Origin of the sequence: Arthrobacter sp. StoSoilB22 (assembly GCF_019977315.1) — a bacterium.
Lineage (GTDB): Bacteria > Actinomycetota > Actinomycetes > Actinomycetales > Micrococcaceae > Arthrobacter.
Window position 1 is genome coordinate 4,059,109 of sequence record NZ_AP024652.1, and the last position, 23,796, is coordinate 4,082,904.

The 23,796-nt window shown below is 63.3% G+C and carries 21 protein-coding genes and 1 rRNA gene; 8 read left to right on the plus strand and 14 right to left on the minus strand.

The genetic code is table 11. From position 1 onward, the window contains the following. The first annotated feature begins 336 nt into the window (after positions 1 to 336). The 3 genes from LDN70_RS18800 (at position 337) to LDN70_RS18810 (ending at position 2,489) form a co-directional block, all read left to right on the plus strand. Positions 337 to 675, plus strand: a complete 339-nt coding sequence (locus LDN70_RS18800; protein ID WP_166842153.1) for a ribbon-helix-helix protein, CopG family — start codon at positions 337 to 339, stop codon at positions 673 to 675. A 36-nt stretch (positions 676 to 711) separates the two neighbouring features. Beyond that, complete coding sequence (locus LDN70_RS18805; protein ID WP_223941098.1) at positions 712 to 1,155, plus strand: GNAT family N-acetyltransferase; 444 nt, start codon at positions 712 to 714, stop codon at positions 1,153 to 1,155. A 128-nt stretch (positions 1,156 to 1,283) separates the two neighbouring features. Continuing rightward, entirely contained in the window at positions 1,284 to 2,489 is a 1,206-nt protein-coding gene (locus LDN70_RS18810) for an FG-GAP repeat domain-containing protein (RefSeq protein ID WP_223941099.1), read from the plus strand. Between the two features lie 14 nt (positions 2,490 to 2,503). Here LDN70_RS18810 and LDN70_RS18815 read toward each other — a convergent pair whose 3' ends face one another. The 8 genes from LDN70_RS18815 to LDN70_RS18850 are packed head-to-tail and all read right to left on the minus strand — an operon-like array spanning position 2,504 to position 9,931. Beyond that, the gene (locus LDN70_RS18815) at positions 2,504 to 2,665 is read right to left on the minus strand and encodes a hypothetical protein (protein ID WP_165450165.1); all 162 of its coding nucleotides are present in this window, start codon (positions 2,663 to 2,665) and stop codon (positions 2,504 to 2,506) included. Then, complete coding sequence (locus LDN70_RS18820; RefSeq protein ID WP_223941100.1) at positions 2,665 to 4,008, minus strand: NtaA/DmoA family FMN-dependent monooxygenase; 1,344 nt, start codon at positions 4,006 to 4,008, stop codon at positions 2,665 to 2,667. The genes LDN70_RS18815 and LDN70_RS18820 overlap by 1 nt, the downstream gene beginning before the upstream one ends. 9 nt (positions 4,009 to 4,017) lie before the next feature. After that, a complete protein-coding gene (locus LDN70_RS18825) occupies positions 4,018 to 5,085 on the minus strand; it encodes an LLM class flavin-dependent oxidoreductase (RefSeq protein WP_223941101.1) in 1,068 nt (355 codons plus the stop codon). Next, the gene (locus LDN70_RS18830; RefSeq protein ID WP_223941102.1) at positions 5,082 to 5,909 is read right to left on the minus strand and encodes a DUF1684 domain-containing protein; all 828 of its coding nucleotides are present in this window, start codon (positions 5,907 to 5,909) and stop codon (positions 5,082 to 5,084) included. The genes LDN70_RS18825 and LDN70_RS18830 overlap by 4 nt, the downstream gene beginning before the upstream one ends. Further along, positions 5,893 to 7,059, minus strand: coding sequence for an LLM class flavin-dependent oxidoreductase (locus LDN70_RS18835; RefSeq protein WP_223941103.1), 1,167 nt, complete (start codon positions 7,057 to 7,059; stop codon positions 5,893 to 5,895). The genes LDN70_RS18830 and LDN70_RS18835 overlap by 17 nt, the downstream gene beginning before the upstream one ends. After that, positions 7,056 to 8,048 (minus strand): ABC transporter substrate-binding protein, encoded by a 993-nt coding sequence (locus LDN70_RS18840; protein ID WP_142937689.1) that lies wholly within the window; start codon positions 8,046 to 8,048, stop codon positions 7,056 to 7,058. Before LDN70_RS18840 ends, LDN70_RS18835 begins: the two co-directional genes overlap by 4 nt. A gap of 9 nt (positions 8,049 to 8,057) precedes the next feature. Beyond that, positions 8,058 to 8,969: an amino acid ABC transporter ATP-binding protein gene (locus tag LDN70_RS18845; RefSeq protein ID WP_208096874.1), complete on the minus strand. Its 912-nt coding sequence runs from the start codon at positions 8,967 to 8,969 to the stop codon at positions 8,058 to 8,060. Further along, positions 8,966 to 9,931, minus strand: coding sequence for an amino acid ABC transporter permease (locus tag LDN70_RS18850; RefSeq protein WP_187697092.1), 966 nt, complete (start codon positions 9,929 to 9,931; stop codon positions 8,966 to 8,968). Before LDN70_RS18850 ends, LDN70_RS18845 begins: the two co-directional genes overlap by 4 nt. Before the next feature lie 288 nt (positions 9,932 to 10,219). On the opposite strand from LDN70_RS18850, the gene LDN70_RS18855 reads away from it, so the two are divergent. From LDN70_RS18855 to LDN70_RS18870, 4 genes are all read left to right on the plus strand, one after another. Then, positions 10,220 to 12,172: an FAD/NAD(P)-binding protein gene (locus tag LDN70_RS18855; protein ID WP_223941104.1), complete on the plus strand. Its 1,953-nt coding sequence runs from the start codon at positions 10,220 to 10,222 to the stop codon at positions 12,170 to 12,172. A 43-nt stretch (positions 12,173 to 12,215) separates the two neighbouring features. Further along, on the plus strand, positions 12,216 to 12,734 hold the full coding sequence (locus LDN70_RS18860) for a GNAT family N-acetyltransferase (protein ID WP_166842143.1): 519 nt from the start codon (positions 12,216 to 12,218) through the stop codon (positions 12,732 to 12,734). A gap of 9 nt (positions 12,735 to 12,743) precedes the next feature. Next, a complete protein-coding gene (locus tag LDN70_RS18865; RefSeq protein ID WP_223941105.1) occupies positions 12,744 to 14,453 on the plus strand; it encodes a helicase HerA-like domain-containing protein in 1,710 nt (569 codons plus the stop codon). A gap of 115 nt (positions 14,454 to 14,568) precedes the next feature. After that, on the plus strand, positions 14,569 to 15,597 hold the full coding sequence (locus LDN70_RS18870) for a hypothetical protein (RefSeq protein ID WP_142937684.1): 1,029 nt from the start codon (positions 14,569 to 14,571) through the stop codon (positions 15,595 to 15,597). Positions 15,598 to 15,756: 159 nt separating this feature from the next. Here the strand turns inward: LDN70_RS18870 and LDN70_RS18875 are convergent, their stop codons facing one another. From LDN70_RS18875 to LDN70_RS18895, 5 genes are all read right to left on the minus strand, one after another. After that, a complete protein-coding gene (locus LDN70_RS18875) occupies positions 15,757 to 16,596 on the minus strand; it encodes a type IV toxin-antitoxin system AbiEi family antitoxin domain-containing protein (RefSeq protein ID WP_223941106.1) in 840 nt (279 codons plus the stop codon). Positions 16,597 to 16,760: 164 nt separating this feature from the next. After that, positions 16,761 to 18,734 (minus strand): NHL domain-containing thioredoxin family protein, encoded by a 1,974-nt coding sequence (locus LDN70_RS18880; protein WP_166842141.1) that lies wholly within the window; start codon positions 18,732 to 18,734, stop codon positions 16,761 to 16,763. After that, the gene (locus LDN70_RS18885) at positions 18,734 to 21,043 is read right to left on the minus strand and encodes a bifunctional copper resistance protein CopD/cytochrome c oxidase assembly protein (protein WP_502773751.1); all 2,310 of its coding nucleotides are present in this window, start codon (positions 21,041 to 21,043) and stop codon (positions 18,734 to 18,736) included. Before LDN70_RS18885 ends, LDN70_RS18880 begins: the two co-directional genes overlap by 1 nt. 124 nt (positions 21,044 to 21,167) lie before the next feature. Continuing rightward, positions 21,168 to 21,455: an HU family DNA-binding protein gene (locus LDN70_RS18890; RefSeq protein ID WP_011776355.1), complete on the minus strand. Its 288-nt coding sequence runs from the start codon at positions 21,453 to 21,455 to the stop codon at positions 21,168 to 21,170. A gap of 229 nt (positions 21,456 to 21,684) precedes the next feature. Then, positions 21,685 to 22,248, minus strand: coding sequence for a GNAT family N-acetyltransferase (locus tag LDN70_RS18895; RefSeq protein ID WP_223941107.1), 564 nt, complete (start codon positions 22,246 to 22,248; stop codon positions 21,685 to 21,687). A gap of 200 nt (positions 22,249 to 22,448) precedes the next feature. Between LDN70_RS18895 and LDN70_RS18900 the strand changes: the two genes are divergently transcribed. After that, positions 22,449 to 23,477: a patatin-like phospholipase family protein gene (locus LDN70_RS18900; protein WP_223941108.1), complete on the plus strand. Its 1,029-nt coding sequence runs from the start codon at positions 22,449 to 22,451 to the stop codon at positions 23,475 to 23,477. A gap of 133 nt (positions 23,478 to 23,610) precedes the next feature. On the opposite strand, the gene rrf is transcribed toward LDN70_RS18900, so the two are convergent. Beyond that, positions 23,611 to 23,727 (minus strand): 5S ribosomal RNA (rrf, locus tag LDN70_RS18905). Between the last annotated feature and the right edge of the window lie 69 nt (positions 23,728 to 23,796).

The window sequence follows — 23,796 nt, forward strand, 5'->3', positions numbered from 1 at the left end:
CGGTTCCAGCATCCACTTGTATTGTCTTGCAATATTAACCATTATTGTGTGACAATAATCCATGGGGATTAGATGGGCTAGCAGCTCAGGTAAACATGGCGTAACGCGGGAAGATGCCCTGAACGCAATCCTCAATTACACCTACCGCATCCAACAATTTGATGAGCCTCGCGTGGACACAACCACCAGGCCTGATCTTTTTATCGGACCCAGTAGGGACAACCGGATGACCTTAGAGGTGATGGCGTCTATTACACCGCCAGACGACATCTTTGTCTTTCACGTCATGGAAGCCAGACGTAAGATTCTTGATATTGCAGAAAGGGGCAGTGCGCTATGAGTGACGCTGGAATGGAAGCAAAAGAGGAGGACCGCTACGCGGGTCTCGCCGACTGGGCTGAGATAGCGGACATCGGACCTGATGCTCACATCACGAAGGCTAGCGGTCCCGAAGCTGGACGATCGATTCTTGAGGCTGCGCTGGGTTCAGCGGAAGCTGTACGACGCGCCGTTGGAAAGCCGTCATTGAGTGCCCGGGGCACCTCGCCGTCTCGTTCCCTCCGGCTTCCGGAGGAAATGGACGCACAACTGGTGGCCCGCGCCGCTGCTGAGCAGAGAAAGCCCTCAGCCATCATGCGTGATGCATTGGCCGAGTACCTGGCCAAGGCGTCCTGAACAAAACGATATGGGGGTGGACATAGGCTTGAACCCATGTCCGTTGACTTCGTCCTCCGCCCCACCGTTGCCACCGACGCTTCCTGGATTGCCGAACTGCGCGCCGTGGTGATGCGCCCGGATCTCGAACGGCTGCAGCGCTTTGATCCAGTGAGGGTCCGCGAGCGCTTTCTGAAAGGCTTCCAGCCCGAGCACACGTACATCATCCATTCGGACGGCGTTGACGCGGGCGTGATCGCTATCCGCCCCGAGTCGGACAGCCGGTGGATTGAACATTTCTATGTGGCTCCGGCGCATCAGGGCAAAGGGCTGGGCGGTGCCGTGCTTCGCCACGTGATGTCGGCAACGGTGGACGAGCGCCCGTTTCGTCTGGACGTGTTGCAGGGAAGCCCGGCCCGTCGCCTGTATGAACGCCACGGCTTCGTGCTGGAATCCGAGGACCCCGTTGATGTCTTCATGGTGGCGCCCGCCAAGCCGTGACCGCCACCCCTAACCACCAACCCCCTAACCACCACCCCCTAACCACCACCCCCTGACTCGGTGGTCGGAAGTGCGGTACCCTCAGCACACACCACGCGGCTACCACGCGATACTTTCCGGGGGGAAACATGGGGATCTTTAAGGCGCGCCTATTCAAGAGCGCCGCCACCACCGCACTCGCAATGGGACTACTGGGCTCAGGGCTAGTCGCCGCCGGTCCGGCCACTGCGGCATCACAGCCTACGCCGTTCATCGACGGCGTCCCTTATGTGGGCTCCGAGATGAGGCGGCAGTACAACTACGACTACTGGGGCTGCCGGAACCCGGATGGCTCCGGGGATGCCATCACCTTGGAGTGGTTAAGGGACGGCGAACCACTCCCGGCGGAGCGTCAGGGTGAAACTCTGCGTGTTCTCCCTGAAGACCAGGGCAGCCGCATCTCCTTGAGGGTCTACCCGCTCACTCCTGGTGAACAAGGCTGCCCCACTGGAACGCAAGTCAGCGCCGAGACCACACCCATCAAGGCTTCCAGCCGAGCCATGGGCTGGACTGGGCGCGGCAATTTTGAACCTCTTGCCCGCACCCATGACGGCAGGCTGGTCCTGTATCCGCGCACGTACACCTATTACAAAGGCATGTGCGAGGGCCCTTGCCCGGCCTACTTCGGCTCTTGGGATGAACCCCGGCAGGTGGGTGCCGGCTGGAACATGTTCAACATCGTCTTCTCCCCCGGAGATTTTGACGGCGACGGGTTCAACGACCTCCTGGCGCGGAACGCGTCAGGTCAGTTGTTCCTGTATCCCGGCGACGGCAACGGCGGCTGGCTCCCCACCCGTCAGGTTGGTGCAGGGTGGAACATTTTCGACTCGATCGTGGGTCCCGGGGATTTCACGGGCGATGGCACCAACGACGTCCTGGCCAGAAACGCTGCCGGAGAGCTGTTCCTCTACCCCGGCGACGGCAACGGCGGATGGCTCGCCCCGTCCAAGGTGGGCTGGGGTTGGCAGGTCATGAACAAGATCATCCCCGGGGGCGACATGAACGGTGACGGCACCGTGGAGGTCTTCGGCCGGGACATCAACGGCGGCCTCCAGCTCTACTCAGCCAACGGCCAGGGCGGCTGGGGCGCCCAGGCCTTCATGGGTGGTGGCTGGAATGAGTTCCTGGATGTGGCGGGCCTTGGCAGTTTCGCTCATCAGAAGTACAACAATCTTGTCGCCATCAACGGCAACGGCGACCTCGTCACGTACTCCACCGGCGCCGCCACTACAGGCCTCTACGGCCCTTACGGGCCTATTGGAAACGGATGGAACGTGTTCCGCGAACTCCTTTAGATTCTGGGGAGAAACTATAGTGGCTGGCTGCCCACCGTCAGTTGCAAGCTGACTGTCCCGCGCGAAACGTCGACGACGGCGGCACTCACGCCGCCGTCGTCGGGCGCTGTTGCTCCGGGGCGCGGCTGGAAGCCGAGCCGCCGCAGCACGTTATTCAGCAGGTGTTCAGCCTTCATCAGGCGTGCGCCGGCTCTTCGGACCGCACCGGCGTCTCCAGGCCCAGGTTTTCCCGGAGCGTGGTGCCGCGGTATTCCGTGGGGTAGACGCCGCGTTCCTGGAGTTCTGGCACCAAGTGGTTCACGATCTCGTCCAAGCCTGTGGGAATGAGCCATGGTGAGATGTTGAAGCCATCCACCGCCCCAACCCGGGCATACTCGGCGAGGTGGTCCGCCACCGTGGTGTAGGAGCCGGTGAACGTGGCGTCGATGCGTGCCGTCTTGGAGGTGACGAACTGGCGGATGGACAGGCCCTTGTCTTTGGCTTCGGCCCTCCACTGATCCGCAAGCTGACGGGCCTTGGCGCCGTGGAAGCCGCTGCCGCGCGTCTCAGAGGTTTCCTCCACCACGGGGTCAATCTCGGGCAGTGAACCATCGGGATCGTAGGAGGAGAGCTCCCGCCCCCAGAACTGTTCCAGGTAGGCGATGGCCTGCTGCGGTCCGATCTGCAGGCTCCGTACCCATGCCTTCTTCTCCTGCGCTTCCTGATCGGTGGCACCCAGGATGAATTCACTGGCAGGCATGATCTGCACGGCGTTGGCACCGCGGCCCGCGGCGATGGAACGTGCCACGATGTCCCGGCGGAACTCCACGGCGTCATCGAACTTGGGATGGGCGGAGAAGATCACGTCGGCTTGGCGGGCTGCGAAGTCACGCCCGTCCGGGGAATCGCCGGCTTGGAAGAGCACGGGGCGGTACTGGGCGCTGCGCGGCAGGCGCGGGGTCACATCAACGGTGTAGTGCTGGCCTTCGTGAAGGACTGGCCGGGCGGGTCCGGTGGGGGTTTCCCACGAGTCCCAGATCCTCTTGGCGGTCTCCACGAACGCTTCGGCATGCTTGTAGCGGTCGGCGTGGTCCAGATAGCCACCGCGGCGGAAGTTCGCACCGGTCCAAGCATTGTCCGTGGTGACGATGTTCCACGCGGCCCGGCCCCCGGAGATCAGGTCCAAGGACTGCAAGCGGTGTGCCAGGTCAGCGGGGTCGTTGTACGTGGTGTTCTGCGTCGCCACAAGGCCGATGTTCTTGGTCACTGCGGCGAGCGCGGCAAGCATGGTCTGAGCGTCAGGCCGGCCCACCACATCGAGGGCATGGGGGCGGCCGAGGTGTTCGCGCAGGCGCAGCCCTTCGCCCAGGAAGAAGGCGGCAAACTTACCGCGCTCGGCAGTTTGGGCGATGTGGCGGAAGGATTCGAAGTCCGTCTGCGAACCCGCTTGGGGCGCCTTCCAGATGGTCCCGGAGTTGACGCCTTGGAAGAAGATCCCGAACTGGATCTGCCCGCTTGGCTGGAAAATGTCGCGTGTCATGGTGTTCCCCTACTTTCCGGCGGCAACAGGAGCCGCGGCAGTGGTCGAATAGCGGTTCTCTGCCGGAGCCAGTCCGAGGACGTCGCGGAAGGTGCCGTCCTGGATCGGTGCCCGCAACAAGCCGCGGCGACGCAGCTCCGGGAGGACCAGCCTGGACAGTTCCTCCAGCTCCACGTCAAGGACGGCCGGATGGAGCCGAACGCCGTCGGCTTCCTGGAGCAGTGGGGCGAGGAGCTCGGTGAGGACCGCTGCCGTGCCGACAAACCGCGCGATGCCGCTGTCGTGGGACGTCACGACGCGGGAAGCCGCAGCCTGTCCACGCGAGTCAAGAAGGACGTCGAGCTCGGCAATAATCGCCACCGAAGAACCAAGCCGGGCCCTCGCGTCGCGGACCTCGGCAGCCAGCAGCTCCGGGGTCGGAGCGGAAACGAGCACGGCGTCCACGGCGTCTACCGGAACCAGGCCCTCGCCCACCAGCGACACCGCGGCGAGCACCGGCAGCTGCCCTTGGAGGGGCCTTGGAATGATGGATGGTCCCTTCACCGAATAGGCGGTGCCGGCAAAGTCAGCGGGCGTTTCGAAGTCCGCGTAGTGCAGCTTGTCCACGTCGATGTACCGCCCGGTGGCGACGTCGCGGATCACGGCGTCATCCTCCCAGGAATCCCACAAACGGCGGCTCACCTCGATGGACGCGGCAGCCTCTTGCGCCAGCGCGTCGCCCTCAACAAACGAACGTCCGACGGCGGCTGCGGCCTCGGGTGACACCGCTGCGGTAGCGATCCAGCCAGCCCGGCCGCCGGACACGTAGTCCAGGCTGGCCAGTTGCGTAGAAACGTGGAAAGGCTCCGTGTAGACGGTGTCCACCTCAGGGACCACAGCGATGGTCCGGGTGACCGGCCCGGCAAAGGCGGCGCGCTGCAGGGCGTTGGTCCGTCCGGCTTCCGGCGTGTCCTTGAAGGTTGCCGCATGGAAACCAGCGGACTCGGCTGCGAGGACGGCGGTGGCGAGGTTCTGGTACCCGGCGCCGTCGAGTTCAATGGCCAGGAACCCGGCCTTGCGTTCTTCGAAGGTACTCACTTCTGGTCCTGACGTTCGTAGGGGATCTTTTCGCCGGCTTCGATCGCCACCGGGAGCCGGTTTTCAGCTGGCGGCAAAGGGCAGGTGGCGAGGTCTGTGTAGGCGCACGGCAGGTTCACGGCCCGGTTGAAGTCGAGCTGCACGGAGCCATCAGGGGCGGGAACCACGGACAGCGAGCGGTTGGCTGCGTAGGTGGTTTTGCCGGAGGTCTGGTCGGTGAACAGCACGGACAACGAGCCCGGTGCGTGCCCGTTGAATGCCGTCAGCGCCAATTCCTCACCGGCCAGCTTGAAACGGATCTCGCCCGGGGCTTCGTAGACGTGCTGGATACCTTCGACGGCGGCACCCACCGTGGTGGGGCGCGGCGCTTCAAACGGGACAAAAGTTCCAGCCACGGCATATGCCGCGTTGGGTGTGTAGGCGGGCGTCCCCTGGTAGTCCTGCAAGAGTTGATTGTCCGGGTTTCGCGGCCGGACGATGTACTCGCCGCCCCGCTTGGCCACCTCAATCACGGTGCCGCCGGAGACCAGGTTGATCCCGCCGCGTTCCTCGATGGGACCGAATTCCAGCGGCTCTCCGGTGCTGAGTTCCACGCCGTCCAGCTGCAGGCTTTCGCCCGGTTCCAGGACAACGCGCACGACGTCGTCATCCGCACTCCAGGTTCCCGGCGCGCCTTCCAGGCGGGTCGCCTCGCTGCCGAGCCAGTGCAGGTGGGTGACCGCGAGGAAGCCGTGCGGGTGGGCGCGCTGGCGTTCGTGGGCGGCGTGCCACTCCTGCCATTCCTCGTCAAAGGATTCGAGTGCTGTTTCAGTATGCGTAGACATGTGCGTTATCGCTCCTGTTGAAGGCATGGTCGGCTGTGACGGTTGCTGCTGCGTCCGGCTCGGTGGCCCCGGCAAATTCGGGTCGGCCACCGAACGGATCTTCGGCCTCCCACAGCGTGGTGGGTGCCGCGGCACGGACGGCCGGGATGACCTCCAGGGCGAAACGTTCCAGGATCTCCAGCTGCTGCTCGAAGGGCAGTGTAGTGGGCAAGGAGATCGACTGGAGATCGTGGGCGTACAACGAGTGGTAGCTGAGGATCTTGTCGATGACCTGCTCCGGGCTGCCTACCAGGGCGGGCCCCTCTGCCACGGCGTGCTGGATGTCGCGGAAGGGTGAGTTGTTGCCGGGGACGTTACGGCTGGCGGTGAGTCCTTCATAGACCGGGCCGTACTGGCGGATGGCTTCCTGCGTGGTGTCCGCGATGAAGACACCGCCGGCGCCGCTCCCCGAGCCAAGGTACTGGTGCCGGGGATCATGGCCGTGACGCTCGTACTCTTCGCGGTAGTGGTCGATCAGGACCTTGTAGTTCTCGCGGGGCTGGATCGCGTTGGCCGTGAACAACGGGTCTCCCCACTTGGCGGCGAGCGCAGCGGACGTCAGGGTTGTAGCCGAGCCGTGCCAAATCCGGGGCGACCCCGCGAAGGGGCGTGGCGTCGTCGTCGTTGGCTCGGTGAGCGCGGGCCTGAAGCGGCCGGACCAGGTGACGCTTTCCTTGCGCCACAGCGTGCGCAGCAGCGCGTACTTCTCAGCGAGCAGGTCCCACTGGTCATCCAGGGACAGGCCAAACAACGGGTACTGAAGAACCTCGTTGCCTTTGCCGATCACCAGTTCCAAGCGGCCACGGCTCAATTGGTCGATGGTGGCATAGTCCTCCGCCACACGTACGGGGTCCAGTACGGAGAGCACTGTGACGCCCGTTTGGAGGCGGATGCGGTTGGTGACGGCGGCGATCGCGGCGAGGACCGTCGTCGGGGAGGACGAGACAAACTCACCGGCGTGGCGTTCCCCCACGGAGAAACTGTCGAAACCCAGTTCCTCGGCCCGTTTCGCCGACTCAACAACCTGGTTCAAGCGGTCAGCGGTTGAGACGATCTCCCCCGTCACCGGGTTCTTCAGGTGGGGAATGATGTCCAGGACTTGGAACTTCATTTGCCCGTACCAAAAGTAGCTTCGGTGACTGTCTTGGATTCGGGGATGGCTTCCTCGGAGAGGCCCCAGCGCTCCAGGACCTTGCCGTAGGAGCCGTCCTTGACGGTGGAGTTCAGGGCGTCCGTGATGGCCGGAGCCAGACCGTTGCCCTTGAGGGTGGTGGCGGCAACGAGTGTTTCCGCGGGCCAGCCGGCGTTGACCTTGCCCACAACTTTGAGGTCATCACGGGTGTTCTCGCGGTAGGTCACCGACGGGTACGGTGCCAGGTTCAGGTCGGTGCGGCCCGAGGACAGCGCCAGGATGGTGTCGGCGTCGGAGGAGTAGTACTGCAAGGTGGCCGGTGCCTTGCCCTTGGCTTCGAGCTCCTTGTTCCAGGCCAACAGGATCTTCTCCTGGTTGGTGCCGGAGCCCACGGAGATCTTCAGTCCGGAAATGTCATCCGAGCCCTTGATGTCGTACGTGGAGCTCTTCTTCGCTTCGAAGCCCATGTACGCCGCCCGGTAGGTGGAGAAATCAAACAGCTTCACTCGAGCTGCGTTGATGCCCACGTTGGAGAAAACGGCTTCAAAATCACCGGACTGTGTCTTGAGCGGCCAGTTCTCCCAGGACGTCACTTGAAGGTCCAGTTCCAGCCCGAGCTTGTCCGCCACAAGTTGGGCAATGTCCACCTCAACGCCGATCGGAGTCTTGTCGTCCGTGGCATGGAAGGACAGCGGGATGGAACCCGCGGTGGTGGCTACCGTCAGCTTGCCGTCCTTGGCGATGGCCGCAGGAACAGTGGCGGCTGCGGCCGCGTCTTTCTCGCCGCGGATCCGGTTCTGATCCACGGACGTGTTGTAAACAATCCCGTTCTTGGCAGCTTCGGACTCCGGCTGGGCTGCCGACGCTCCAGGATCGGAGCACCCGGCCAGCACGGGAAGCACGACGGCGGGAAGTACAGCGAGTGCCAGGATCTTGTGTTTCTTGGTGGAGCTGGTGGTGCGAAGCATAGGGGTGTCCTAGATGTTGAAAGCTGGTTCGATGACTTTGGAGAAGAAGCTGCGGGTGCGTTCCTCGCGGGGGTTGGCGAAGATGTCCTGCGGTGTGCCGGACTCCACAATCTGGCCCTGGTCCATGAACACCACGGTGTCCGCCACATCCCGGGCGAAACCCATCTCATGGGTCACCACAATCAGCGTGGTGCCGGACTTGGCGAGTTCGCGGATAACGTCCAGAACCTCGTTGACGAGCTCAGGGTCCAGCGCGGACGTGGGCTCATCAAACAGGAGAATCTTGGGGTCCAATGCAAGAGCCCGGGCAATCGCGACTCGCTGCTGCTGGCCGCCGGAAAGCTGGCGGGGGTACGCATCAGCGCGATCCTTCAGACCCACGCGGTCCAGGAGTTCCAAGCCGCGCTTCCGGGCCTCGGCCTTGGAACGCTTCTGGGCCACAATCGGCGCCTCGATCACGTTCTCCAGCGCCGTGAGGTGCGGAAACAGGTTGAAACTCTGGAACACCATGCCAATGTGGGTGCGCTGCTTGAGGATGTCCTTTTCACGCAGCTCGTGGAGCTTGTTGCCGCGGACCTCGTAGCCCACCAGTTCGCCGTCGATGGTGATGTAACCGCCGTCGACTTTTTCCAAGTGGTTGATGGTGCGCAGCAGGGTGGACTTGCCGGAGCCTGACGGGCCAACAATCACGGCCACACCACCCGGCGGGACGGATAAGGAAACACCCTTGAGAACCTCGGTGGCGCCAAAGGACTTCCGGACATTCGTGATGTCCACCTGCCCGCGGGTTGCTGCCCTGTTCACCGTGGCGGGCTGGGCCGCCGTCGTGCCTTCAGCAGAAGCGGCCGAAGCGGCAGCCTGCTTTTCCTCTGCGACCTTTGCCGCCGTTGCGGATTCTTTGCGTGCAGCAATAATGCTCATCGGGCGTCCTTCGTGGGAGAGGCAGCAACGTGGGTGGTGAAGAACTTACGGGCCTTCTGCAAGGGAGTGAGCGGAAGGGTCCGCAGGGCGCCCTTGGAGAAGTGGCGTTCGATGTAGTACTGGAAAACGCTCAGCACCGAGGTGATCACCACGTACCAGAGCGTGGCCACCAGCAGCAGCGGAAGCACTTGCTGGGTCCGGTTGTAGATGACCTGCACCGTGTAGAAGAGCTCCGAGTAGGCCAGTACGTAAACGATCGACGTTCCCTTGACCAGGCCGATGATCTCGTTGAACGCGTTGGGCAGGATGGCGCGCATCGCCTGGGGAAGCACGATCCTGGTGGAACGCTTCCACGCCGGGATGCCCAAGGCTGAGGCAGCTTCGAGCTGGCCCTGGTCCACGGAGAGGATGCCACCACGGATGATTTCGGCAGAGTAGGCCGCCTGGTTCAGCGTGAGTCCCAGGACAGCTGCGGCGAACTGGCTGATGAGCGTGGTGGTCTGGGCCTCGAAGAAGCGGACGTCCGTGAAGGGGATGCCCAGGCTGATCTTCTCGTAGAGGTAGCCCAGGTTGTACCAGAGCAGGAGCTGGACCAACAGTGGAGTGGAGCGGAAAATCCAGGAGAACGTCCATGACACCGAGACCAGCAGCGGTGAGGCGGACAAGCGCATGAGGGCCAGAATGAATCCGAGGACGAAACCCAGGACGCCGGAAATGGCCGTGAGCTTGAGGGTTTCGATCAGTCCATTGACCACGGACTGCGCGGTGAACCATTCGGCCACCACTCCCCACTCCCAGCGCGGGTTGGTGACCAGCGACCACGCGATGGCTGCGACGCCGGCAGCCACCAGCACGGTGCCCACCCAACGCCAGGGATGCCGGGCGGGTACCAGCTGGTAGTCGGAGTAATCCGGGGTGGGCGGTGCAGTTTCCGCCGTGGCAGGCGGTGCGATTGCACTCATGCGCCACCTCATTTCAGATCGGTTGTTGTCTATCGGATGGCTGCCAATCTAGGGCCGCGCGAAACCCGGCAGCAAGGCGGGAATTTGCACTTCTTCACTGGACTTCGCGCGGCTTCGCCGGGGTTCGCACAGCGTCACAATCCTCGTCATGAAGCGCCATATGCGTCCTGATTTTGCGCGCCATAACGCTGCGTGACGTGTGGTGAACGGCGGTTACCGGCGCCTCGACCCGCAGCCTGCCTGGTCCTTAGATTGGGCATCACCAACCACTGTTTTTCAGGAGATCCCATGCCGTCACGAGTACCCGCCATCGCCTTCATCGGCGGCGGCCCACGCACTGCCGGTGTCCTGGAACGGCTAGCTGCAAACCGTCCCGAACTGTTCGACCGTCCCCTGCACATCCATGTGATCGACCCCCATGAACCGGGTTCCGGGAGGATCTGGCGCTATGACCAGGATCCCGGGCTGCTGCTGAACTCCACGGCTGCGGATGTCACCATGTTCACCGATGCCTCGGTGGCCTGCGATGGGCCTTCCGTTGACGGGCCCGGGCTTTCCACCTGGGCGGCAGGCGTGCTGGATGGCACCATCCGCGATGTTCCGGCGCTGGAGCCGCACCTGCTGGACCAGCTCCGCTTGCTAACCCCTTCGTCCTTTCCTACCCGGCAACTGCAGAGCAAGTACCTTGAGTGGTTCTTCCGCCGGGCCGTGAGCAATCTTGGCCCCGAGGTCACGGTGACCGTCCACCGCGACACAGCCACCGGCGTCGAGCGCTTCTCGGACGGCCAGGCTGCTTCCGGCCCGCACCACGACGGTGCGCACCGTGTGCGGCTGGCTTCCGGCGACGAGGTGGTTGCCGACGTCGTGGTTTACGCGCTGGGCCACACCGATTCCCTGACGGATCCCGAATCTGCCCGCCACAGCGAGTTCGCTGCCCGGCACGGCGGGTTCCATGCGCCGCCGTCGTACACCACGGACGTGGACTACTCCACGATTGAAGCCGGGCAGGACGTGATCGTCTCCGGCATGGGACTCGCCTTCGTGGACCTGCTGGTGCTGTTGTTTGAGGGCCGTGGCGGCCGCTTTGAAGAAAGGCCCGACGGCGAGCTGGACTATGTGCCCTCCGGTGCCGAGCCGCGGGTCTGGGCAGGGTCACGACGCGGTGTGCCGTACCACTCCAAGATCTCCTCCGCTCTGCGCGGGGAGCCGGTATCCCGTCCGCGATACTTCACCGACGAGGCCATTGACGCTTTGCTGGCCACGCATCAGGAACTCGATTTCCGCACCCACCTGTGGCCGTTGATCGCCAAGGACGCCGGTTATGCGTACTACCGCGAGCTGTTCACAGGCTATCCCTCGCGGGTGCTGGGAACGTGGGCCGACTTTGAGTCGCGCCTCGACGCCGTTGATTGGTACAGCGCTGCCAGGGAAGAGCTGGCGGCCTACTCCGTGCCTGACCCTGCACTGCGCCTGGACCTCGAAAAGCTGGACCACCCCCTGAGCGGCTGCGCTTTCGCCGATCATGAAACCGTCCAGCGCTCCGTGGCCGCCTACATCCAGAACGACCTGAACCTCAGGACCAGCCCGGATCACTCCGAAACCCTCGCACTGTTCACGGCGCTGTTGTACGTGTACATGGACTTGGGGCGTTTGGTTCCGCAAGACCGGCTCAACGCGCGCTCCCAGCAGACCATCCACGGTTGGTGGCACGGCTTCTTCAGTTTCGTGGACTCGGGCCCGCCCGCGCACCGGCTCCGCGAAATGCTCGCGCTACACAGGGCCGGGCTCTTGAAGTTCCTGGGCCCCGGCATGTGGGTCCGCGCCGACGAATCCGTTGGCAGGTTCGTTGCCGGGACGTTCCAGTCGCCCGTGGTGGTGGATGCTTCTGCATACATTGAGGCTCGGCTGCCTTCCGCGTCCGTAGAACGTTCAGCGAATCCCGCCTTGGCTGACCTGCACCACTCCGGATGGGGTACTGAGCAAAGGCTCCTCACCTCCGAGGGCGCCCACTCCACAGGCAAGCTCCTGGTCTCCGGGAATCACCAGGTCCTGTCCCCTGTTGGAACTCCACAGGAGGGTTTGTTCGCGGTGGGACCGTGGACGTCCGGTTGGGGTGCGGGGGCGTTTGCCCGTCCCAACACCAACGCAGCACCCTTCAGGGAAAACGACGCCCTGGCACGCCGCATCCTCTCCACGGTTGCCGCCACCCACCCAACTGAGTCGCAGTTGAGCGCGTTTTGACACAGCTGCTACCTACTTGGGATCCACCTACGAAAGGCCTGACATGACCACCACGCCCACCCTGCCGACGTCAGGCCTGACCGTCCTCAGCCTGCCCATGCGCGACCCCCGGGTACGCCCGCTCCTGGACGAGCTCGCCGTCGAATACAACACCCGCTACGGGGACCTGTTCAGCAGCGAAGGAGCGGCCGAGGAACTGAACCGCTACCCGGCAGAAGAGTTCGCCGCCCCGCACGGCGCCCTGATCATCATTCAGGAAAACGGCGAGTCCGTGGCTGGCGGCGCGTTCCGCCGCTACGACTCCCACACCGCCGAACTGAAACGGATCTGGACGCACTCAGCCCATCGCCGTCGCGGTTTGGCACGGCTGGTGCTGACCGAACTGGAAAATGAGGCTCGACGCCGGGGCTACCGAAAGCTCTACCTCACCACCGGGCCGCGACAGCCGGAGGCCAAAAACCTCTACCTCGCCACCGGCTACAAAGCACTGTTCGATCTCGCCGCAGACCCCGAGGAAATCAAGCATTTGGCCTTCAGCAAGGATCTTGCCGAGCAGGGCTAAGCTATCCGCATGGCCAACAAAACGACTGCCGAAAAACTCGCCACCATCCAACAGGGGTACACCCTGGAAGGTGCCACGATCGAGCTGGGCGCCGCGATCGTGGACGGTGAAATCCACAAGGAAGCCCAGGTCCGGCTCCCGCTCGCCATGATGAACCGGCATGGGCTGGTGGCCGGCGCCACGGGCACCGGCAAGACGGTCACGCTGCACATGATTGCCGAGCAATTGTCCACGGCGGGCGTTCCGGTTTTCCTCGCGGACATCAAAGGTGATCTGTCAGGATTGGCCACGCCGGCAACGGGCAGTGAGAAGTTGACCGCCCGTACGTCTGCGCTGGGGCAGGAATGGTCTGCGAAGAACTTTCCGGTTGAGTTCCTCTCGCTCGGTGGGGATGGTTACGGCATTCCAGTCCGCGCCACCATTACGTCGTTTGGGCCCATCCTGCTTTCCCGCATCATGGACCTCAACGACACTCAGGAATCCAGCCTCCAGCTGATCTTCCACTTTGCGGACAAGAACAACCTGGAACTGGTGGACCTCAAGGACCTCCGGGCCGTCATCCAGTTCCTCACCTCGGACGAGGGGAAAGCCGAACTCGCAAACCTAGGCGGGCTGTCCAAGGCCACGGCCGGTGTGATTCTTCGCGAACTGGTGGGTTTGGAAGCGCAAGGCATGGAGAAGTTCTTTGGGGAGCCGGAGTTCGACACCGCAGAGCTCCTCCGCACTGCACCGGACGGCCGCGGTGTGATCAGCTGCCTTGAACTGCCCACCTTGCAGACCAAGCCGTTGTTGTTCTCCACGTTCCTCATGTGGCTCCTCGCGGACCTCTTCGAAGACCTGCCCGAGGCCGGCGACCTGGACAAGCCCAAGCTGGTCTTCTTTCTGGATGAAGCGCACCTGCTGTTCAACGGTGCATCCAAGGCCTTCCTTGAAGCCATCACCACTACCGTTCGGCTCATCCGTTCCAAGGGGGTGGGCATCTTCTTCGTCACCCAAACACCCAAGGATGTTCCTGCGGACGTCCTAGGCCAGCTAGCCAACCGCGTCCAGCACGCCCTCCGCGCCTTCACACCCGAGGATGCCAAGGCATTGAAGGCCACCGTCTCCACGTTCCCGGTCAGCGACTACGATCTCGAAGAGACACTTACCTCCGCAGGCATCGGCGAGGCCGTCATCACCGTCATGAACGAAAAAGGCGCACCCACCCCCGTGGCTTTGACCCGGCTCCGCGCTCCGGAATCCGTGATGGGCCCCAGCACTGACGAACTTATCAAGAGCACGGTGGCCGCTTCCTCTTTGCTGGGGAAATACGGCACCGCTGTGGACAACCTCTCCGCTTACGAGAAGCTCAATGGCAAGGCCGCGGCCGCTACCGGGGATGCCGCACCGGGCTTGCCACCAGTGCCCTCTTCGGGAGGTTCGGGGGGTTCTGGGGCCTCGCAGGCGGACATCGACGCCGAAGCGCGCCGGATCGAAGAGGAAATCCTGGGCCGTCCCAGCTCACGGTCCTCGTCGCCTGAGCCTTTCCCCGCACCGCCGGCTCCTCCCGCTCCGGCACCACAGTCCTCACAGCAGGACGGTATGTTCGGTGACATCGCCGGCGCCCTCAGTGGAGCCTTAGGTGGTGGACTCAAGAGCATGGTCCGATCCATGGGGACGCAGCTTGGCCGCGACCTCATGCGCGGGGTCTTCGGCACCTCCTCGCGGCGTCGCCGCTAGTCCTGTTTGACGGCCGGAACCACGACGCCGGGCGGCTGCAACGCCAGCTGCCACCCGGCGTCGAGCCTTCTCCAGACGGTGGATATAAGTCGTTCCGAAGCCTTCCTGCACGGCGTTGGCTGCCGCGGCAGGTAACGTAAAGGGCGTGCAGTTGAGTCAAGCATTGGTCAAGACCGCAGCCGGATGGCTGCTCGGTCTGATGCTTGCTGCCGCCGGAGCCATAGTGTGCATCAACCTGGTGAGCTCCTCTGTTGCCAGTCCGCAACAGCCCGTCAAGGAGTATTTAGCAGCTTTGCAGCACGGCGAAGGAGAAGCAGCGCTCGGCTTGCTCCGTGCCAAAGTCCCCAGCGCGAACCCCGCCATGCTGGACGGTACAGCGCTCCAAACGGCCGCCTCCAAGATGTCCGATATCAAGGTTGGAAACCCTGAAACCCGGGGCAGCAACCGCGTCGCTGTGCCAGTGGACTACACCCTTGACGGAAGCCGGCTTCACACGGAATTCCTGATGGAACGCACCGGGACCCAGTGGCTGTTCTTCGCTAAGTGGGCCTTCGTTCCCACCACGCTTCCCACCATAGAAGTCACCGTGGTCAACGCCAGCGAGGCCACCCTCAACGGCGTACCCGTGAACATGCCCAACGGGCGCAACAACTTTGCCGTGTTCTTCCCCGGCAAGTACGAGGCAAGCCTGAACGGCACCTATTTCGAAGCCCCGGCAGCCTCGGCCCTTGTCACAACACGCGACGGCGGCCAGGCGCCCCTGAACCTGCAGACCCGTTCCACCAAGGCCATGAATGAGGCCGTCGCGGGTAAGGTCCGGGAATTCCTGGACACCTGTGCCGCCCAAGCCACCGAGCAGCAGCGACTGCAACCCGATTGCCCGTTCTACCACGCCAGCAATGCCCGTGTGGTGGACGGAACCATCAAGTGGGCCATCACCGAGTACCCCAAGATCACCATTGAGCCGTTCGGTGGAAAATGGGTGGTGGCTCCCCTCAACGGCAAGGCCACACTGACCGCCCGGGAGATCAACCTCTTCACCGGGTTCGTCAACGACCTCAACGTGGAGCACGACTTCAGCTTCACCACCCAGTTGGACGTAGGCGCAGACACTGTGACAGTCACCCCGATGCTGACATTCTGACTCTTCGGCGCCCTCTCCTTCCTTGGGTCCGGTCCCGCCGGGCTGGCCTTGCCCCGGGCTGGCCTCGCCGCCGGGCTGGCCTCGCCGGAATGGCCCAGTTTCTACCCCCTAGGTCCCGCAATCACTGCCCACCGAGGCATGAGAGCGCCCAGAAATGGGCTACTTCGACCACAACCGAGCTGGCCCACGAAGAAGAACTTCGCGCACATGCCGGAGCATCTTCTCCGGCGCGTACACCACATCGTCATAGAAGAACCTCAGCACCAGCATTCCTTGCCTGGTTGCTTCGTTATCCCGCCGGCGGTCTTTCTTGAACTGACGTGGCTCCAGATGGAAAGCAATGCCATCGAGTTCAACTATGAGGAAGCCTTCAAGAAGAAAGTCCACGGTTCCTACGCCGTCGATCCAGACCTGCGTCTCGGTGCGGATGCCTGCATCACGGAAAAGCACCCGTGCCAGGGTTTCCAACAAGGACCCTGCACCCCGGTCCACTCTTGCCAGAACTTCACGGGCTTGACCACCCCGGTTGCCCAGTAGATGGCGTCGCAGATACCCGAGCCCGATGTCGCCGCGGATATAGGCGCTCTCTACCATCACCAGCGATTCCAACGGTGGCAGACAGAGAAGTGCGTGCAGAAGAACATCCGGCAGAGCGACGTACGGCTCGTTAGGTCTAGGTTGAGACAGGGACAGGCGGTGGCTGATGCACTTAGCCGTGCGCCGGCCGTTGCTTTGCCAGTAATGGGGCTCAGCGGGTTCGTGCAGCAACCATAGGCCATAGCGGCTCGCAGCTGAAGCACAGGTGAGCAGCGACCTCGCTTTGACTGCGGCAACCAATGCCGTATCTGCGCCCGGAAGACTCAACACTCCACGTTCGACGCGCTGAACGCTTCCCTTCCGCACAGCGGATCGAATCGCCGCTTCGCTGGCGCCCTGAGCCTGCACCTGCCGGGTCATGGCAGCGCCACCCAATCGTCGCAAGGCTTCCTCGGGTTCCATCCCTCCAGCCTGCAGCTCCAGCTAAGGGGCCGGCAGGGCCGAATCCGGCTATGTGGATAGTCCGAGGCTCCGGAGCGACCCAGTTTTGGACGGTCCGACGGCATAAGAATGGCCCGGGCAACCTCCTGAGAGGTCAAACCCGGGCCATTCTCGATGGGTACCGCTTAGTCCATGCCGCGCAGGTCCAGCACCAGCTCGGATTCACCGTCGGCCTGCAGCACCACGGGAATGCCCCAGTCCTGCTGGTAGAGGTGGCAGGCAGCGTGGTCCGGAATTTCGCCGTCCTCAGTCTCGGGACCATCGCATGCAGCCGCGCGGGCCGTGATGTGAAGGATGCCCTCAGGAACATCGGCAGAAAGTTCCAAGGTTCGCAGCAAGCCCACCGAGGTCCCACCGCCGGAGACCAGCAGTTCAGGCGGGGTAGAGGAAATCTTCAGCTGCGTGGGGTCGCCCCAGCGGTCGTCCAGCTTCTGGCCGGTGGGAGCCTTGAAACGTACCGCGAGCTCAAGGTTACCGGGGGTCACCGGGCTCTTGGGACGGTGCGTTTGCGATGCTCCCTCATCTACCTGCAGGGCTTCCTTGGGAATGGGAACCAGGACCAGTTGGTGCTTGTTTGACTCCACTACAACAAGGAGAGGATCGCTGCCTTCCACCTGGACCACGACGACGTCGCTCGGCTCCGCTAGGCCCCTCGCCAAGGTGGAAACGGACTTGGTGGCGGGATCGTAGCGACGCACGGCACCGTTGTAGGTGTCTGCGATGGCCACGGAATTGTCCGGTAGGACAGTCACGCCCAGCGGGTGCTGCAGACGTGCATCATCGGCACCGCCGTCGCGGAACCCGAAGTCGAACAGGCCCTTGCCTACGGCGGTTTCCACGGTCACACCGGAATCACCCACCACCAGGCGGCGCAAGGACGACGTCTCCGAGTCGGCAACCCAGATGTTGTTGTCACCATCAATGGCCAAACCGGACGACTGGGCGAACCAGGCTTCCTCCGCTTTGCCGTCAAGCAGGCCTTCAAGCCCGGAACCGGCGAGGATGGAAACCTCGTTGGCCAGGGGGTCGAAGGCGAAGATCTGGTGAGTTCCCGCCATGGCGATGACTACGCGCTGCAGCTTTTCGCTCCAAACCACGTCCCACGGTGAGGACAGTGAGACCTCGGTGCCCAAGCCCAACGCCCCAACATCGATTGCGTCGGCAGCGAAGTCAGCAGGGCCGCCGTCGTGGTGTTCAGACCACGTTCCGGCACCGGTGTCCGTCACCCGGGCGGGACCGGCGTCGAGCAGGCGCTGAACACCGTTGCCGGCGAGGGTCTGCACGTAGCCTGAGCTCAACGTGACGCCACGCAGGCGATGGTTGACAGTGTCCGCAACCACTGCGTCGTAGCCGAGCTTCCACGCCAATTCCGACGGCAGGACGGTCACGCCCTGGGGTTCGTTGAACTGTGCGATCTCCGATTGCCCGTCCAGGAATCCCTTAGTGCCGGAGCCAATGATGCGCTCCACGGTTTCAAGATCGGGGCGTAGTTCCACCAGCCGGTGGTGGCCGGAGTCCACCACGAGGTAGTTGCCGTTGGCGAGCTGAGTCGCCTTTCCGGGGAAGCGCAAAGTGCCCGACGTCGGCTCCGGGGCCACGTAGGGACCGTTACCGCGGTGGAGGGTCCCCTTGGCCTCGTGCTCGGCTACGAGTTCCTCCAGGAGAACAGCGAGGCCGCCTGCGTGACCCTCACCGGAGAGGTGGGCCACGATGTAGCCCTCGGGGTCAATGACCACAAGTGTGGGCCATGCGCGAGCGGTGTAGGCCTTCCACGTTGCCAGCTCGGGGTCATCCAGAACCGGGTGGTGAATTTCGTAGCGTTCAACGGCGGATGCCAGTGCGACGGGATCCGCTTCGTGTTCGAACTTGGGCGAATGCACACCGACCGTCACCAGGACGTCCGAGTACTTTTCCTCAAGGGGGCGCAGTTCGTCCAGCACGTGCAGGCAGTTGATGCAGCAGAAGGTCCAGAAATCCAGCAGCACGATCTTGCCGCGCAAGGACTCGAGGTCCAGCGATTTCCCGCCCGTGTTGAGCCAGCCGCGGCCCTCCAGTTCGGAGGCCCGGACCCGGTGTTGGGTACGTACGGTTTCGCTCATCAGCGTCCTTCCAGCTTGGTATTCGGTTCGGTCTGCCCGGCAGAGTCTGTGGTGGCGTGTTCGGCGTTGCCGCGTTCCGACCGCGCCGGCGTGGATTCTTGGGCCTCCATGGACACCTGAGGGGTCCTGGACACCTGAGGGGTCCTGGACACCTGAGGGGTCCTGGCTGCCTGGGTAGTTCGAGTAGTCATCTTGGCATCGCGATCAGCGAGCCGGGCAAACATATCGTTGTAAGCACTGAGATCGGCGTCGTTATTCCTGTCGGCCGCCCGATCCACCCTCCGGGTCTCCCGCTCGTCCGAACGGGACCACATCACAGCGACGCCAATTGCCACCAGCAAGGTGGGCACCTCCCCGATGCCCCAGGCCACTGCGCCACCGATTTGCTGGTCCCCAATGGCCGACGGGCCCCAAGCCCTGCCCAGGTTTCCAAAGTAATCGGCGGCCAGCAGCCCGGTGCCACCCATAATGGCCACACCGAAGAATGCGTGGAAGCCCATGGTGGCCAGAAGGAGAAGCAGGCGCATGGGGTACGGGGCACGACGAGGAAGAGGATCGCTCCCGATCATGGTCAGCACAAAAATGTAGCCGGTCAGCAGGAAGTGCACGTTCATGAGCTCATGTCCCACGTGCTCACGCATCGCAAGGCTGAACAGGTCCGAGTAGTAGAACAGGACGATCGAGCCGGCGAAGTTGGCGGCAGCGAACAGTGGGTGCGTCACCACCTGCGAGAACTTTGAGTGCACAAACAACAGCAACCATTCGCGCAGGCCGCGGGACCCGTGAGCTCCTTCACCCCGGGCCGGCAAGGCCCGCAAGGCAAGGGTTACAGGGGAACCGAGGACCAGAAAAATGGGAGCCACCATGGTGAGGGCCATGTGATCCACCATGTGGGCAGAGAAAAGCACGCGTCCGTAAACGGCGGGCGGACCGGACGTGATGTACATGAGCACCACCAGCCCGATGAGCCAGTTCACCGTTCGGAACCAGGACCACTTGTCGCCACGCTTACGCACCTTGACGATGCCAAGGATGTAGGAAACGGCACCGAACAGGGCGACGCCCACCCACAGCCAGTCAAAGCGCCACTCAGTCAACCAGCGTTCCGGTGTGAGCTCAGGTGGGAGCTCGTAGCCGGAAAGGATGAACGACGGCGAAGCGTCGGGTGCATACGTGGTTGGCTGCGGCGGCGCTGAGCGTCCGAGCGCAACGGCGAGTCCCGACGTCGCGCCCATCACCAGCAGCTCCACCAAAACCAGCTGCCATAGCACCCGGCGAGCAGACATGGAACCGCTCTTCCCAAGCTGCGGGATAACCCACTGGCGGTGCATGAAGCCGATACCACCCAGCACCAGCGTGGCTAGGGACTTGGCGACAATGAGCTGGCCATAGGCGGAGCCGAAAAGGTCAGCAGGGTTAGTCACACGGATGGCGGCGTTGATCACCCCGGAAGCGAACACCAGGACGAAGGCGAAACCGGCCAGCGACGAGAAGCGACGCAGCGTTTGCTCGGTGATGTCCGGCGTTCCCTTGCTCCGGGAACCCGTGAGAATGCCGGAGAGGACCGCCAGCATGATGATGCCGCCAACCCAGGTGGACACACCCACCAGGTGGAGGCCCAGGGAGTTAATGGCGCCTTCATGGTCGCTGGAGCTGGAGGAGTGGCCAATCAGGGCGGTAGGAATCAGGCCGATCAGGGCCAACAGGAGCGTGAACGCCAGGCCTGTCAGCGACCTCACGCCGAACAACGCAGTGGTGACAACGGCGGCAATGATGGTGACCGCGAGCCAGGCCTTGCCGGTCTCGATGTCTGTCATGAAGTAGACCAAGGAACGTGTGAACTCCGCGTCCCCGGAGAGCCCCTGTCCTGCGACATCTGCGTACGTCAGGACGAGGACCGCCACTGCGGATAATGTCCAGGCTGCGCCTGCTGCCGCCGCAACGGCCAAGGCCCGAGCGAAGGCCGGATGTTCGGGGGCGTCAAGGTCCTTTTCACGGGACCGGGATCCGCCGATGTTCTTAGGCAGGATGCCCACAGCAAAGATCAGGCCGCCAACTACCGTTGCTACTGACACGTTGTGGACGGCTTTTGCGATGGGGAGGCCCCACCGGACCAATTCACCGGGATCGGAAACCTGCCGCGCAGCTGAGGCGCCGGAGAAGATGAGGGCCGCTGCGAGTGCCAGGAACAGCACCGCCAGACCGGCCAGTTGCCACGGCAAGGAAATGCCCGCGGCAGCAGTGCCTCCCCGCGCTCCCGGTTTGGGAGCAGGCGAAGGGGCAGTAGCGGAGCTTCTTGCTGATGGCACTTATCCATTGTCCGCTACCTGCCGCCGGGCTGCGAATCGGGAAGGCGCTATGTGGATTAACTCAAAGCAGAAGGGACGGCAACCTCGCGGTTGCCGTCCCTTCAAGGCTTTCGCCGAAGAGTAATTACTTCTTCTTGGCGACAGCTGCCTTCAGCTTGGAGCCAGCGGTCAGCTTGACGCTGTGGCCGGCTGCGATCTGGATGGTTTCGCCGGTCTGCGGGTTGCGGCCGGTGCGAGCTGCACGGTCGGTGCGCTCAACTGCGAGCCAGCCCGGGATGGTGATCTTTTCGCCAGCGGCGACAGAAGTCTCGAAAACTTCGAACAGTGCATCGAGCACGGAGTTGACTGCTGCCTGGCTGGTGCCAGCCTTGCCTGCTACCTCTGCAACGAGTTCACTACGGTTCTTAGCCATTTACGTCCTCCTGGACTCATACGTTTTTGAGCTTTCAAGCGGAATGCGAGCAAGCCACTGTTCGAAAACTTACCAGCTTGGGCTGGCATGGCCAGCAAATTCCGCGTGTTTCCGCGCCTTTTTGACCAAAATCACCGGAATTTCGGGGTTTTTAGGGGTGCTTTAAGCCCTTGGCGTACCCTACGGCTTTGGCGTCAGGCGCAAGCAGGCACTCCGCTGGCCTCCGCAACTAGAACAAAATGCGTTGGAACAACACATGGTCCTGCCACTCACCGGCGATTTGGAGGTAGGACGGTGCCACCCCAATTCGCTCGAAGCCGGACCGTTTCAGCACCGCTTGGGAGGCTGCGTTGTGGGCCAGCGTAGCGGCCTGAATGCGATGGAGGCCGAGTTCGTCAGCAGCCATACTCACGACGGCGGCTACCGCACCGGACGCTACGCCCTTGCCGGTGCACAACTCATCCACCCAGTAGCCGAGGTTGGCATTCAAGAAGGGCCCGCGGACAATACCGGAGAGGGTGATCATCCCCAATATTTTCTGTCCAGCGGTCAAAAACCAAGGCACCTCCGTGCCTTGTTCATAGAGGTCCAGCTTGCCCTTTAATACCGCCGTCTGACCCGCGGTACTGAAGAACTCGTCATCCCGGGCTGGTTCCCAGGGTGCCAGGTGCTCACGGTTCCGCCGGTAGGCAGCGGCCAGGGAGGACGCGTCAGAAATTTCCAGCGGACGCAGGAGGAACTGAGCGGCGTCTCCGCCCGCTGATGCAATGTCCAGGTTTCGCGTGAGACTCATCCCTGGACTCTACCGGCGGTCGCCCGCGGCGATTGCGCACGATTCAGCGGAGTGATAGCTTTCCCGTGATCGTGCTTTTCGACAGGAGGTGAGACCCATGAACGCAGTATCCACACTGGGCGCTCCCCTGTCCATGATCCCGCGACTGAGTTAGTCGCCACTGGGAGCGCCGAACAGGCAATTCGCGAAAGGCGCCTCCCATGAACACAACTCCTTCTTCTTTACACGTCCCTGCACCGTCCTATCGGCAGGATTCCGATCAGCTGGTGTCTCACCAGCCCCACCCGGCTATTGACGCCTCACAAAGAGTGCCCACTGGCGAGCGGGCGCTGATCCTAGGTGGCGGCGGGTCCACAGGCAACGCATGGCTGATCGGCGTCGTCGCTGGACTTTTCGACGCCGGGTTGGACGTAACCGCTGCGGACCTCACCGTTGGCACGTCCGCCGGTTCGACGGCGGCGGCCCAGTTGGTGGGGGCAACTCCACCCGAGCTCTTTGATGCCGTCCTTGCCGCGGCCCCGCGGAAGCCCGCGGCGATGCCCGGAGTCAACCCTGGCGCCGACTCCGCGCCTGCCAATCACGCCGGCGGGAGGAACGGAGCCCGCGCTGTGACCGACCATATGGAACGAACCGGAAAAATCCTGGATGACTCCACGGACATGGCCGATATGAGACGCCGCATGGGTGCCGCGGCTCTGGACATGGCCGAGGCGATGGAAGGCCCCAGTGCACGCTGGCGACAAACCGTTGCTGCCCGACTACTCCATCAGGAGTGGCCGGAACGATTAGTGCTCCTCACAGCGGTTGACGCCCGCACCGGTGAACCGGTGGTGTTCGACCGCCGTAGCGGAGTGGAGTTGGTTGACGCTGTGGCCGCCAGCTGTGCCAGTGGGTTCGCTTACGGCATCGGCAGCAATCACTATATCGACGGCGGCTACCGGTCCAATGCCGATAACGCCGACCTCGCGGCCGGGTACAGCCGCGTGCTGGTGCTCTCACCCTTTGGAGGGAGGACACGGACTCCCCTGGAATGGGGCATGCACTTATCCGCACAAGTAGATGAACTCCGCCGCAGCGGCAGCCGGGTTGAAACGGTCTTCCCGGACAGCGAGGCTGAGCACCTGTTTGGCGTCAACGCGATGGATCTCTCGCTCCGGCCGGCAGCTGCCCAAACCGGCTTCAATCAGGGCAAAGCCTTGGCCAGTCCGCTCAGCGCGTTCTGGCGCTGACCCGTCGCATGTCAGCTGCGACTGGGTTCCTTCAACCGCCAGTCGCGGCTGCGTACCCGGCCGTGTTCGTGGGTGGTTTTGGTTGTTAAATGCGAAGGGCCCCAGCCGGTGGCTGGGGCTCTTCTCAATGGTTGTCCGGCGGTGTCCTACTCTCCCACACCCTCCCGGGTGCAGTACCATCGGCGCTGTGGGTCTTAGCTTCCGGGTTCGGAATGGGACCGGGCGTTTCCCCCACGCTATGACCGCCGTAACTCTGTTACCCGTCCCGGGTGTGCGGGCCCTTGTGGGGGCTGCTTTCCCGGGTGGGAAGACTGTGGTT